Origin of the sequence: Marinobacter adhaerens HP15, assembly GCF_000166295.1 — a bacterium.
Taxonomy (GTDB): domain Bacteria; phylum Pseudomonadota; class Gammaproteobacteria; order Pseudomonadales; family Oleiphilaceae; genus Marinobacter; species Marinobacter adhaerens.
The window spans coordinates 1,794,627-1,808,301 of record NC_017506.1; the positions used below are offsets into that span (position 1 = coordinate 1,794,627).

Here is a 13,675-nt window from a genome sequence, read left to right on the forward strand (position 1 = left end):
GATTGGAATTCGGCCGCTTCTGACAAGTTATAATTTCGGACGCTTACGCATATGGAAGGTATAGAAGTAATAATCAACATTTTTGCGCAGATGATTAGTGCTTTTTGGGCAGATCATCTCCCGGTCATCGGGAGTTTTGCTCGTGACATTGCTGTAGCCGTCTCGGCAGTCTGGGCTGTGTGGGCTGGACAAAAGGGGTTGCGTAAATATCTTTATGACGAGGACCTCAAAGAGCGGGCAAAGAGAGTTCGTTCCGCAAATGAAGTGGCTCATCACGAAGCTCGTAAGGTATTGGAAGATATTGAATCTACTGATACCAACACCCGGCCTGTTACGGAAGATGACCTCGATGCATACCGGAACTGGGCAGAAAAACTTAATAGGGCTACTCGCGGCAGCAGCTCATCTGTCCAGACATACGCATTCTTTTTGCGTCAGTTTTTGTCAGTGGTTAAGCCTAATTATAAGTCTCAGTATGGTGCTAGCGAATCCATTGTGACTCTTGATCTTCTCAACCTGGTTTACGCAATCGCACATATGATCGCCCATGAGGCAGCACATATAGTCGATGTGCCAGATTATCCAGAACTAAAAAAGAATTTGTCGAAGGGGAAAGGTGCCTATCGTGTTGTGCCTAAACATACCTCCGTGCGATTTCCTGGGGGGCGGTACGGGCTTGATTTAAATCCTCAATCCGAACCTGCACACGAGTTTTATTCAGCGGTCGTAGCGGTAACTTCGAGTAGAGTACTTCGAAAAGAATGCCTGAGGATTATTCGATCAAACTTACCAGTCGTACAAAAATTGTTTCGGTATGGGATTTATTTCCCGCCTCGGTTAGACGTGGATCGGACCCTTGGACCTAATTCACTGCCTATCCTCTTCTCAGGCCAATTGTATTTAATCGGCCTCAAGCGAGACTTTGTGGCGGCTGAAAAACAAAGTGGGTATGTATGGAAGGCGTGGTATGCGGAGTTAGGCGGAGGAATCAAGTTCACAAATACGTCAGAGTGGTTGAGCCATATAGGGAAAAACTACTTTGATCTTGTCAATGATTCGCAGGAGTTCAATAAAAACTTTCAGAAGGCAACTGTCTATGCGGGTGAGATTATCGAGGTTCCTGTACCGGAATCAGAAGTAAAGAAACTCTCGTTGCTCCGGAAGTGGGCGCTCAAGAAGTGGTTGGGTAAACTTGGTGTGCCTACTAAAGGCTAGCTTAGGTGAGGCCTGATTACCGTCATGGGCTTGGCATACTGCGGAGCATGACGAAGCGTCTCGATATCAACCAACTCTTCGACAATTCGTCGCGAGCTCCGGCGAGGCCGGAGGGTACGAGAGTTGATGCGCAGCAACGCGATTATTAAGAAGCTGACCCATGAAGTGACCATTCTCAAACCCCGGAAGGTGCAGTCAAAGTATTACCCAAACTGACATAGTTCTGGCCAGACCTGACGCTATTACACAATCGAAATTAACCGCCGGAATCCTACGTATTGAACGCCCAAAAGGCACTATCCTATGAAAATCTCGAAAACGTTCAGAATCATAGAGATAGAGTCATGGACGACGGATTTAGGACTTCTTGTGAAAATTTAGTACTTTCTGTGGCTATTCTTTAGCACTTTCTGTGGTCGTCCACAAACGGGCAAAACAGCATCCAATCCCCAGTATCCAACTGCGCATAATGTATATTATGTTAAATAGGGTGTAGGGGTACAAAGTTAGAAACTTATAAAAATGCTCGCCCTCCAATCCGCAACTCGCCTGTCCGGCTCTCGGGTCTTCAATAAAACTGGGCTGGGATGAGCAATCCCAGCCCCCGCGTTCAGGAATCGCTATCGGTTTCCTCTACCACATTCTCGGCATGCCTCTTTGCCAGCTCTTCGAGCGTTATATATTCACACTCTTTTTCGGCCATAAACGAGTCTGCGGAATCGATAAGAATATTGTCGTCGCGCATGAATCGGCGACCCAGCAGAGCCGGATAGGAAAACTTGCCGCGGTCTGTCAGTGAAAACTGCGTGGTATGGGTGGTTCCGGCAATGCAGAAGTCCATCATGACCACATATCGCTTCTGGGATGGCGCGCCTTTTCGTTTGATCAGGACAGTTCGCTCAACCGGCCGTTCGAACTCCAGAATGACGTCGTCATGGTCCAGTTCGCCCTCGGTCGGCTGGTCTTCGTGGTCACCCAGTGGAATCTGGAAACTGACCCACTCCTCGCCGTCGCGCTCAAAGCCCTCGATGTTGACCGCGTGCAGAGACGACGTTTTGGCGCCTGTATCGAGTCGCGCCTTCAGCCTCAGGTTGGTATCTTTCATGACTACCCATTCAACATAGCCAAGGGTTTCCGGCGGTCGCTGCTGGTTATTGTTGGCGTCGGCCTCCGCAGAAACCGCCATCGCTGATGGAAAAACCAATGTCACAGCCAACAACGCCCTAATAACAAGCCTCATTCAATACCTCCTGCAAATACCTGTAAATCCGGGAAAAATGATAAAAAATTGTGCTCCAGTTCTTCCTGGTTTGCGCGGATTTCCGTGATTATGCCGGCGAAATCATTTCTGAACCGTATGCGCCCTGCAACGCGGTCCAGTGCCTTCCCGATGTTTTCAAGGTCCTGGTAGGCCCCGAACCAGTCGTTCCACACCATCATTCGGGTAACTCTGGCCATTTTCTCCGGCATGAGATGTTCTTTCTGCTGCAACTCGTTGTATATGCAGCGAATAAATGCCTCTTGCTCAATTTCACTGAACCGGTCCCAGTGTTTGAGAAGAAAATGGTCATAGAGAATATCGAGCGCAACGCCGGCAAATCGACGACGTTGGCGGGAGAACACCTGTTTGCTGGCAAGTACGTCGGGGTGCTGGTCGGTGAAGCTGTCGACCGCCCGATGATGGCGGACGCCCTGCTTCACCGGGTCCGGCAGCGTCGAGAGATCGACGCCCCGGGTAAAGTCACCGAGGATGCTCCCCACCCGAGCTTCAGGTGAGTCCGGCGCGAGAAATACATGAGCCAGATGGTTCAAACAGTCTCCCCGGTGGCCTGGTTTCAGAAGTTGAATTGAATACCGACGCCCAGACCATCGACTTCGGCATTACTGTCTTCATAATAACGCATGTATTCAAGGTTGCCGGACAGGTTCGGCGCAAATTCCATATTCATGCCGATGCCGTAGGAAACGTCCGTTTCATCCTCGGTGGCAGTGCCCAGAAACGAAGAAGCTTCGATTTCGACCCGGGTGAAACCGAGGATAGCGTACGGCGTAATGGGTGATTCGTTGGCCAGATTGAACGTGGCGTAGCCGCCGAAGAAGTTATCCAGTGAATAATCGACTCCGCCGATGCGGTCGTCATCTACGCCAAAACCGCCCCGCGCTTCGATGCCCAGATACGGCGTCGCCATCACGCCAACTTTGGCAGACAGCGTGCCTACGTCGGCATCCGCGTTACCGCTCTCAAGGTTCATGAAAGTGTAGTTCAGGCCTGTGTAGAGCCCGCCAACGCCAGACTTGTACATATCCTGGGCGGATGCGGCTCCTGCAGCAGCCATACCGGTGGCAAAGATAACGGCAATTGAACGTACGTGTTTCATTTTTTATCTCCTTAACCGAATTGTTCGGTGTACATCGCTGAACTTGCACCAGACTGACGCGTTTTGCCATCAGAAAGATCCGCATTTACGCGTTATTTACACCGATTTAATTCGCCGGTAATTTCAGCATCCGCGCGGTGTTACCTTGCGGAAGGCCGACCCCACAGGTATTCTGACGCCGTCTCCCGGTATCAGCTGGCTCGAGCATCCATTGAGAAATCTCTACCCCGTCATTTTCATTGTCAGCGTCATGTTCGTGCTTTTGAGCATTTTCATGACATTGCCTGTCATCCTGCTTGCGGGATCTGAAGCGCCGAACGCCATGGCGTTTGCAGAATCGGCCGCTATTGTCTGGGGCCTCGGTATACTGGGAATGGCCGCCACCTACCGCAAACCGAGAGATCTGAAGCCCAGGTACATGTTCGTACTCACGGTATCTTCTTGGTTCATTATTGCCCTGTTTTCATCCCTTCCTTTCTATCTGAGTGACCTGGGCATTTCTGCCGCAGACGCCTTTTTCGAGGGCACCTCGGGGATTACCACCACCGGGGCAACAGTGCTCAGCGGCCTCGATGATATGGACAGGGATCTCTTGATCTGGCGGTCCATCCTGCAATGGATCGGTGGTATCGGGATTATCGGTATGTTCGTTGCGGTACTCCCGTTTCTGCGGGTCGGCGGCATGCGGCTGTTCGCCACCGAGTCTTCGGAATGGACCGACAAGGCTCTGCCAAGGATGAAAACACTCAGCCGTGGCTTGCTGGTGGTTTATCTGGCGTTTTCGATCATTGCGGTGGTTACCTACTGGTTTTCTGGCATGACGCTCTTCGATGCCTTCAACCATGGTCTTACCAGCATCGCCACCGGTGGCTTTTCCACCTCGGATCTTTCCATGGGCAAGTTCAATGATCTGATCCTCATGGAAGCCACATTTTTCATGATTATCGGCAGCTTGCCCTTCTTCCTTTTCGTGCGTGAAATGCATGGCCAACACGGCGTTCTTTTCCGGGATCAGCAGGTGCGATTGTTTCTCGCGATCCTGTTTTTTGTACCGCTGCTTCTGACACTCTACCGCTGGATGGTGTCACCGGTTCCCTTCGATCCCATCCATAACTACGCCTCTACCCTGTTTAACGTCACTTCTGTGGTAACCACCACGGGCTATGCTTCCGAAGATTATTCCGCCTGGGGCCCTCTGGCGTTCGTGCTGTTCTTTTTCCTGATGTTCGTGGGCGGCTGCTCTGGTTCCACGGCCGGCGGCATGAAAATCTTCCGGTTCCAGCTTTCCCTGATCATCCTGCGTGAGCAATTGATGCGCCTGCTGCACCCTCGTGCGGTTCTTACCCGTAACTACAACGGCCGGGCCGTGAGCGATGAGATTATCTCGTCGATGATTGCATACACGTTCATCTTCCTGCTCTGTCTTTTGCTGATCACGGTTGCCCTGGCCGCCATGCAGCTGGACTTTGTCACGGCACTGTCTGGCGCCCTCACCTCGCTGACCAATGTCGGCCCCGGCCTTGGGGACATCATTGGTCCTGCGGGTAATTTCGGGCCGCTTCCCGATGCCGCAAAATGGGTACTGTCTGTGGGTATGCTCATGGGGCGTCTGGAGATACTGAGCGTGGTGATCGTTCTTTCGCCGGCGTTCTGGCGCAGCTGAGGCCTACCTGAGCCAGAGTATGGCAGGGTTTTCCAGAGGAAGGTTCAGGCGTTCATCCCGCACTCGCAGGCGCGGCGTGTAGTGTCCTTCGGGGCGTGAAGGCACTGTGCATTCATAAAGATAGGTATGAGGGGAACCACCCAGCGGATGCTTCATCTGCATGGCCGTAATGGTTCTTGGGCCATGCTCGGAATCCTCTGCAACAAGCTCTACTGCAATCCGCTGCTCGTCAATTCCATCCAGATAGACTTCCACGGTGAAAGTCTGGCTACCCAAATCTTCGCTTGTATTGAAGCTGTTGAAACGCAACCGGGACCAGTGCCTGGAGATTTCTCCGTATTCACCAATTAGCTCCCGTGCAGTCTCGGAGCTGCGTCGGCTTCCCATTTCTGCCATGGGGAGATAGAACTGCTCGACGTATTCCCGCATCATCCGGTTGGCAGAATAGGCCGCCGTCAGTTGATCCATGCTCGCACGCATGCGCCCGACCCATTTCCGGGGAATACCCTCGCTGTCGACGTCATAGAATCCGGGAATCACCTCGTTCTCGAGCAGATCAAAGAGCTGTTCCATGTCTGATATATCGTGGTCGTGATTGTTTGACCCGCTCAGCTCGTCAAACGTGGCGCCGGGTCGAATAGCCCAGCCCACATCCGGGTTCCAGGCCTCCGCCCACCAGCCATCGTACTGTGACAGGTTCAGTCCCCCGTTCACGAGTACCTTCATGCCACTGGTGCCGCAGGCTTCCCAAGGGTGTCTCGGACAGTTGAGCCACACATCCACGCCCTGGATAAGCTGGTTGGCCACGCCCAGATCGTAGTCTTCAATAAACACCACCTTGCCCTCGACATCCGGTCGCCGGGAGAAGGCTTTCCATCGCCGGATGATGTCTTTCCCCGGGAGATCGTAGGGGTGGGCCTTGCCTGCAAGCACAATCTGAATCGGGCGATCGCGGCTGGCAAGCAGTTTGAGCAGGCGCTCCTGATCCTTGAGCAGGAGATCTGGTCGCTTGTATTCCGTAAACCGGCGGGCAAAGCCCAACGTGAGGGTTTCATGGTCCAACAAAAGGCCACACGCGGCTTCATGGTTGTTTCCGGGGTTTTGTTCGCAATGCTGGCTTGCAAGCCTTCGCCGGAGGTAGGTAATCAGCCTTGCGCGCTCCAGGCGCCTCATTTCCCATAATTCTTCGTCGGCGATGTTTGTCATCGGGCAGGTGCTCTGGAGAGGCCTGCGCCAGCGATCCTTGCCGCAGGCCCGGGTCCAGATGGCGTCGGATTCCGGAGAATCCCAGCTCGGCGTGTGGATGCCATTGGTCACGTAGTCCGCCGGAATGTCTTCGGCTGGCCAGCGCGGGAAGAAAGGCTGGAAAATGGTCTGGGTGACCTTCTGGTGGATGCGGCTGACACCGTTGAACCGACCACACATATTGAGGGCCAGCAAGGCCATATTGAGTTTAAGGTCAGTCGACTGATTGTCTGCGTTGGAGGGCTGGCTTCCCAATGCCAGCAATTGATCGACATTCAGGTCGCGGCCTTCGAGCCAGGGTGTCAGATACAGTCGCAATAGCGATCGGGAGAAATGATCAAAGCCGGACGCCACCGAGGTGTGCGTGGTAAACAGATTTGTCGCCCTGGTTGCGGTTCGAGCTGTCTGGAAATCACTTTGATGGTCGTCCTGCCAGCTGAAGGCCCTCTCTATGAGCGCCAGGGCACAGTGGCCCTCATTCAGATGGCAGAGTGACGGCGATTTCCCCAGTTGTTCCAGCAAACGCCAGCCACCGATGCCCAATACCATTTCCTGTTGCAGGCGCTTTTCCGGGTCACCGGTATAGAGTTCGCTGGTGATACCCCGATCACCCGGTTCGTTTCGGGGGTCGTTGCTATCGAGCAGCAACAGCTCGCAGCGGCCAACCTGGGCCTTCCAGGCCCGAAGGCGCACGTGTCGTCCCGGGAAAGGCACAATCACCCTCACCCACTGGTCGTCAGCGTCACGCAGGGGCGAGACGGGCAGCATGGTGGGGTCGTTGTAAGGATAGAACTCCAGCTGTTCGCCATCGGTGCTGATGGCCTGGCGAAAGTAGCCCTGCTGGTACAGCAGACCCACCGCCATGACTGGTGCACCCAGATCGCTGGACGCCTTCAGAAAATCGCCGGCCAGTACGCCCAGACCACCGCTGTACAGCGGCAGCGATTCGCTCAGACCATATTCCATGCAGAAATAGGCAACGCCCTCGCCCAGATCGCCCGGACAATCGGTCGAATACCAGGTGTCAGCCTCTGTAAAAGCCTGGTGAGCATGAATCTGCTCACGGTAGCGCTGCTGAAAGTCGGGGTCTGCGGCCAGTTCTTCCAGCCGCTCCCCGGACACGCTGTTCAAAACCAGCCACGCGTTCCGGGTGGTGTCCCAGATGTCCGAATCAAGAGCGCGCCAGAGCTCATCGGTACCGTGATGCCAGGTCCACCGAAGGTCCAGCGCCAACTGGAACAATCCGCTCAGGGATTCCGGCAAGGACCGCGGGGTATAGGCTGCCAGGGTCAAGTTTGAACTCCGCTCAGGTTGGTCGGGACATCATCGAGCGGTATAACCGCCATCAATCACCAGTTCACTCCCGGTCACAAACTTGGATTCGTCAGAGGCGAGATAGACCGCGCCCCAGGCAATATCATCGGGCTCGCCCATGTGACCGACAGGATGCATTGCCGCCGTGGCCTTTTTAGCTTCCTCCGGGTCCTGTCCGGTCGTTTTGAGGTGGGCCTCAACCAGCGGGGTCCAGATAAACCCGGGGTGAATGGAATTGCAGCGAATGTTTTCAGTGGCATACAACAGGGCGTCGGTTTTGGACATCAAACGCACGGCGCCCTTGGAGGCATGATAAGGCGGAATATCCGGCGCACTCACCAGCCCATAAATGGATGACAGGTTGATAATGCTGCCAACGCCCGCTTTTTTCATGTGGGGAATGGCGTGCTTGGTGCAGAAAAACACGCCCTTGACGTTCACATCCTGAACATGGTCCCACTCTTCTTCCGTGAGTTCATGGGTCGGCTTGTTCGCCCCGGCAATGCCGGCGTTGTTCACCAGTACAGTCGGGGTACCGAAGGTATTGGCAACGGCGTCCAGAACCTGTTTGACCTCTTGTTCCTTGCTTACGTCACAGTGCCAGTAACCCGCCTTCAGACCGCGGCCTTCAAGTTGTTTAGCCAGGGCCTCTCCCTCGGAATCCTGGCAGTCGAGAATGGCGACAGCAGCACCCTCTTCTGCCATTCGGAGCGCTGTTGCGGCTCCGATGCCAACGGAGCCACCGGTGATCACGGCCACTTTACCTTTGAGTCGTTCCATGCACAGATCCTCTCCCTTGGGTGTTCTTCAGGCTTGTTTCCTGCGGGCAGGAAAATAATTGACTGGCATGTGGTGGTTTTTAAGCCAGTTGATCAGTGAAGAAATTGTAAAACTGTCGTTCTCGACGCCTTCAAAATCGACACCAAGGCCACGGTCTGACTTCCGCACAACATGGGCCTTCAGCCGACGGAACCGCTTTTCCTGGGTATCCGGAAAACGGAACTCCAGCTCCACAGTCTGGTTTAACTGAACGTCAGTGTAGTCCGTGGCAATGAACAGACCACGTTTGGAGGCATCGCGAATCTGACCGGTCGCAACCGGCATCCCGCGCTTGTATACCAACAGCCCAAGCTTTCCCTGTACGCGTTTACTGAGTCTGTGTTCCATGTTCCCCCCTCGTGACTCATCTTGAACGCCAATTGTTGATACTGCTTGTGTGTTATATCGAAGGTTGGGGCCCGCCTCTTTGATGCTGATCAAAAAATGCTCAGACCGGAGGAAGGCGCCCATGTCGTTTTACCGATTCAGCGATTATTTTCGACAAGTCTTTCTCGGGAAAATTCCAGTCCAGTTTCCATGTCCAGTTATTTGTAATGGTGCCCGGCGTATTGAACCTTGCCTCGGTTCCAAGACCGAGGAAATCCTGCATCGGCACCACGGCCAATGAGCAGACCGAACGGAACGCCGCTTCAATTACCGGCCATGGCATCCCATCACCACTGGTGGCCAGATAATCGTTCACATAGTGCCGGGTACGGTCATCCAGGCTGCGGTACCACCCCAGTGTTGTGTCGTTATCGTGGGTGCCGGTGTAGACAAGATCCCGGGGCTGGTGGTTGTGAAGCAGATGCGGATTGTTTGGGCTGCCGTCGAAGCCAAATTGCATCACCGTCATCCCTGGCAGGCGGAAGCGATGACGAAGTTCTTCCACATCGTCGCTGATGATGCCGAGGTTTTCGGCTACCAGGGGTAAATCCGGGAAGCGGTCGAAGCAGGCCTGTAGAAAATGGTCAGAGGGGCCGGGAACCCAATAGCCGTTTCGTGGTTGAGGAGCCTCTGCCGGGATCTCCCAATAGGCCTGAAGCCCCCGAAAATGGTCTATCCGGATCAGATCGAACAGATGGCGCTGGCTTTCGAGCCGTTGAAGCCACCACTGGTAGCCATCTTCCGCCATAACCTGCCAGTTGTAGAGTGGATTACCCCAGTGCTGGCCCTCCTCGGAAAAATAGTCCGGCGGCACACCGGCAACCACAGTGGGTTCGCCCCGGGCGTCCAGTTTGAAGAACTGTCGGTTGGCCCAGACATCGGCGCTGTCTTGAGCGACAAAAATGGGGATATCACCAAACAGCAAAACATTGCGGCTTCGTGCATAGTCCCTGAGTGCCTGCCACTGGTGGTTGAACAGGAACTGCTCAAACCTGATGCGAGCCAGTCTGGCCTGGTTTTGGTCGACAAAGGCCTGCAAGGCAGCCGGCTCCCGATCCCTCAAGTGCTCTGGCCACTGGAGCCAGCCTGGCGACTCCTGAACCTCCCGGATTGCGCAGAACAGACAGAAATCATCCAGCCAGTAATCATTTCTTGCCCGGAAACCTTCAAATCCGGCCAGATCAAGGCCCTTCCGGCTTGTGGCATGGCCCTCGTAAAACCGTTGGGCGGCGATAGCCAGCAGCTGCTGGCGGGATTCGGCGATGGGCTGGGCCAGTTCAGCGTCGGCCAGCAGTCCAGTCTGCAGCAGTTCAGCGAGGTCAATAAAATCCTGGTTGCCCGCGTGGGCACTCAGGGACTGGTACGGTGAAAGATCCTGGTGTGTTGGTCCAATAGGCAGTGTCTGCCAGACGGTAATGCCACTGTCGGCCAGAAAATCGACGAACCGGCGGGCGCCGGCGCCCAGAACACCGAGGCTTCCGGGCAGGCAGGTCGGGTGAAGCAGCACACCGGCCCTTCGGGCACTGAACAGATCCTTGTCGTTCGCTGAAGTCATGCAGGATGATCCGCCTCATGGCCCGGCCGCATGGTACCGCCGCGAGCCGGTTCTCCACTGCCCTGGCTGAGCTTCTGGAACACGGATGGCGGGGCCGGGTAGCCGATCATTTCATAGAGATTGACGAGGTGGCGGCGATACAGATGCTCAAAGTCGCTGACGATCTGGGCCGGGTTATAGTCACCAAACCACCAGAACCAGTCGGACCCTTCGCAGATAGCCAGTTGCTGCATGGCGGCTGCTTTCTGCTCCGAATTGAGACTGCCATTGTCCATCACCCGGTCGAAGTGGGTTTTGGCTTCACAGAGCAGATCCCAGGCCCGGTTCTTGTCCGGGTCACCGATCCAGGTGGAGAACGTACCGTAAATCCAGCTGCCGGCCACAAGATGCGGCAAATGAACCGGCGCGGCTACGGGGTTCGCCACCAGATCGGCATAAGTGGTCAATCTGAGCCGGGGGTGGTTTGCCAGTACCCGATAAAGTTCGTCGAGGAAGTGAAAACCGTTCTCGGGGTAATACTCCCAGGCATTTTCGCCATCCATGATCACGGAAATCACCGGCTTCGTCTTGCCCTTGGCCTGCCCCGCAATGTTTTCCATGTGATGCACCAGGTCGCCAACGGCATCCCTGGCGTGCCAGTCTGCGTAAGTAAAACCGATCAGATCCGACAGACCGTCGTCACGGAAGAAGACGGCGGTATCCGATTCGCCGAACGTATAGGGCTGGTGAATCCCGGCATCGAGCAAATCCGGGTTGTCCTGCCGGGCCAGATTGAGGCTGTTGTGCACCACAGAATCTCCGCTGGCAGTCCATCGGAATTGATGTTGGTCCAGCAGGCCCAGTGTGGCCTGGCTGAGACCACCCTCGGAAGCCCAGCAGCCGGAGGGATCAACACCGAAGAAGCGCTGAAAAACGGCCCTGGCCTGCTGGAGTTGCCACGCGGCGCGCGCTTCACCCTCCGGATAATGGCTGTGTGCTGGCAAAGCGATATCCGGCATGGCCTCGCGGGCAGCACCCAGGTCAATCAACAGAGGGAGCATGGCATGGGTATAGGGGCTGACAGACAACTCCACCTGCCCTTTTTGCGCAAGATGCCGGTACCTTGGGCCGATGCCGGATAGCACATCAAAAATCACGTCGAGAAGAGCCTTCCGGTCATCCATCGAAAAGTTGTGGCCCTTCTCCTGAAGGCTCTGGATGCAATGGCTGCTTCTGCGGATGGTTTCTCCCATCCAGCCAAGGTGGTACCAAACCAGCAAGTCGGAAAGAAACCGACTTGAAATGTATCTCTGCAGCTCGGGCTTTTTGCGGTAAACCTCTGCAAGCTCCGCCAACTGCGCGTAGGCCGGATACCGATTGATGATCCGTTCCCGGTTGGCCCGCAGAGACTTTTCGATCAATCCCAGAAACGCAGGCGTTCCGGTTTCCGGCAACTGTTCTGCAACCAGAGCTGCGAGCAAAGGATCGCCGATCTCGCCGGCGCCATGGCGCCATTTTTCAATCTGGATCAGGTAGGTCTCGATCTGCTCAAGCAGTACCGGGGCAAAATTGACTACCGCCCTGGCGTCCGGATTCGCTTCCAGATGCGCCGCCATGTCGCTGTAATCCTTGATGGTATGAAGGTACACCCAGGGAAACAGGAACTGATCGGTGCGCATATCCTGATAAGACGGCTGGTGCATGTGCCAGCAGAGTACAACCGGTGTTTTGGTGTCAGAGACCATGGGGATAATCCTGCCCGAGCATCTCGGGCGTGATCAGCACAATACCTTTGGGCGATACATGAAACCGCTTCCGGTCATCGGCCTCGTCGAAACCTATCCTCGTCCCTTCGGGGATGCGGCAGCCACGATCAATCAAGGCATTGCGGATGTGGCAGTGACGGCCAATCTCGACATCCGGGTAGATGACCGAATCCGAGATTTCACTATAAGAATGAATCTTAACTTGCGAAAACAACAGGGAATGCTTCACCAGAGCGCCGGAGACAATACAGCCGCCGGCCACCATGGAGTCCACAGCCATGCCCCGTCGATTGTCATCATCGAAAACAAACTTTGCCGGCGGCAGCTGTTCCTGATAGGTCCATATCGGCCAGTGGGAATCATAGAGATTGAGCTCCGGGCTGATTCCGATCAGCTCCAGGTTTGCCTGCCAGAGTGCGTCAACGGTGCCCACATCGCGCCAATAGGCCGGCTTGTTCTCAACCGGATTACGGAACGGGAAGGCGACCACCCGCAGACGCTTGATGACGGAGGGAATAATGTCCTTGCCGAAATCGTGAGACGATTCTCCATCCATTTGCTGGTCGCGCATGAGTTCGTCGAAGAGCACCTGGGTACTGAACACATAGATACCCATGGATGCCAGCGCCTTTCCGGGCTGGCCCGGCATTGGCTTGGGCTGTTCGGGCTTCTCGACGAACTCGGTGACCCTCAACTCGTCATCTACCGACATCACCCCGAATGCCGAGGCTTCATCGAGAGGTACTTCGATACAGCCCACGGTAATATCGGCATCATTCTCCACGTGATGGGCCAGCATGGTGCCGTAGTCCATCTTGTACACGTGATCACCCGCAAGAATCAGCACATACTCTGGCTGGTGGCTGCGAATGATGTCGAGGTTCTGAAGCACAGCGTCTGCCGTTCCCTCATACCAGGAAGTCTCGATCCGCTGTTGCGCAGGTAAGAGCTCTACGAACTCATCCAGTTCTCCCCGGAGAAACCCCCAACCCCGCTGGATATGGCGGATCAGGGAATGGGATTTGTACTGGGTGATCACACCAACCTGCCCGATCCCGGAGTTTATGCAGTTCGAGAGTGGAAAATCGATAATCCGGAATTTGCCTCCAAAGGGCACCGCCGGTTTGGCCCGCCATTTGGTGAGATCGTGGAGGCGGGATCCCCGCCCTCCGGCAAGAACCAGTGCAAGAGTCTGACGAGTGAGACGACTGACGAAACGCTTGGCCGTTTGCATAGCTGCTTCCCTGAAGAAAACCTTCCCTGTAACCGGTCGTTTAACCGCAAGGGTTTGCCACGTTTTTGACGCCTTAAACTATAGTAGAACACTAGCACGGAATTATGACGTAAACTTGTT

General features: G+C 55.0%; 11 protein-coding genes. 2 read left to right on the plus strand and 9 right to left on the minus strand.

Translation table 11 applies throughout. From position 1 onward, the window contains the following. The first annotated feature begins 51 nt into the window (after nt 1–51). Complete coding sequence (locus HP15_RS08485) at nt 52–1,215, plus strand: hypothetical protein (RefSeq protein ID WP_014577084.1); 1,164 nt, start codon at nt 52–54, stop codon at nt 1,213–1,215. A gap of 610 nt (nt 1,216–1,825) precedes the next feature. Here the strand turns inward: HP15_RS08485 and HP15_RS08490 are convergent. From HP15_RS08490 to HP15_RS08500, 3 genes are read right to left on the minus strand one after another with little or no spacing between them, the layout of a single operon-like run. Beyond that, nucleotides 1,826–2,455, minus strand: a complete 630-nt coding sequence (locus HP15_RS08490; protein WP_041645214.1) for an ATP-dependent zinc protease family protein — start codon at nt 2,453–2,455, stop codon at nt 1,826–1,828. Next, nucleotides 2,452–3,027 carry an acyl carrier protein phosphodiesterase gene (locus HP15_RS08495; protein ID WP_041645215.1) on the minus strand — a complete coding sequence of 192 codons (576 nt, stop codon included), beginning with the start codon at nt 3,025–3,027 and terminating at the stop codon, nt 2,452–2,454. Before HP15_RS08495 ends, HP15_RS08490 begins: the two co-directional genes overlap by 4 nt. Nucleotides 3,028–3,050: 23 nt before the next feature. After that, nucleotides 3,051–3,593 (minus strand): porin family protein, encoded by a 543-nt coding sequence (locus HP15_RS08500; RefSeq protein WP_008169714.1) that lies wholly within the window; start codon nt 3,591–3,593, stop codon nt 3,051–3,053. 250 nt (nt 3,594–3,843) lie between these two features. On the opposite strand from HP15_RS08500, the gene HP15_RS08505 reads away from it, so the two are divergent. Next, the gene (locus HP15_RS08505) at nt 3,844–5,256 is read left to right on the plus strand and encodes a TrkH family potassium uptake protein (protein ID WP_169702211.1); all 1,413 of its coding nucleotides are present in this window, start codon (nt 3,844–3,846) and stop codon (nt 5,254–5,256) included. Nucleotides 5,257–5,259: 3 nt separating this feature from the next. Here the strand turns inward: HP15_RS08505 and glgP are convergent, their stop codons facing one another. From glgP to glgC, 6 genes are all read right to left on the minus strand, one after another. Beyond that, nucleotides 5,260–7,794, minus strand: a complete 2,535-nt coding sequence (glgP, locus tag HP15_RS08510) for an alpha-glucan family phosphorylase (RefSeq protein WP_014577087.1) — start codon at nt 7,792–7,794, stop codon at nt 5,260–5,262. A 30-nt stretch (nt 7,795–7,824) separates the two neighbouring features. After that, entirely contained in the window at nt 7,825–8,595 is a 771-nt protein-coding gene (locus HP15_RS08515; protein WP_014577088.1) for an SDR family NAD(P)-dependent oxidoreductase, read from the minus strand. Between the two features lie 27 nt (nt 8,596–8,622). Next, the gene (locus tag HP15_RS08520) at nt 8,623–8,982 is read right to left on the minus strand and encodes a PilZ domain-containing protein (protein ID WP_049784470.1); all 360 of its coding nucleotides are present in this window, start codon (nt 8,980–8,982) and stop codon (nt 8,623–8,625) included. Nucleotides 8,983–9,082: 100 nt separating this feature from the next. Continuing rightward, nucleotides 9,083–10,576 carry a 4-alpha-glucanotransferase gene (gene malQ / locus HP15_RS08525; protein WP_014577090.1) on the minus strand — a complete coding sequence of 498 codons (1,494 nt, stop codon included), beginning with the start codon at nt 10,574–10,576 and terminating at the stop codon, nt 9,083–9,085. Then, nucleotides 10,573–12,300, minus strand: a complete 1,728-nt coding sequence (locus tag HP15_RS08530; RefSeq protein WP_014577091.1) for a glycoside hydrolase family 57 protein — start codon at nt 12,298–12,300, stop codon at nt 10,573–10,575. The genes malQ and HP15_RS08530 overlap by 4 nt, the downstream gene beginning before the upstream one ends. Next, the gene (glgC, locus tag HP15_RS08535) at nt 12,290–13,555 is read right to left on the minus strand and encodes a glucose-1-phosphate adenylyltransferase (protein ID WP_014577092.1); all 1,266 of its coding nucleotides are present in this window, start codon (nt 13,553–13,555) and stop codon (nt 12,290–12,292) included. Before glgC ends, HP15_RS08530 begins: the two co-directional genes overlap by 11 nt. Nucleotides 13,556–13,675: the final 120 nt, after the last annotated feature.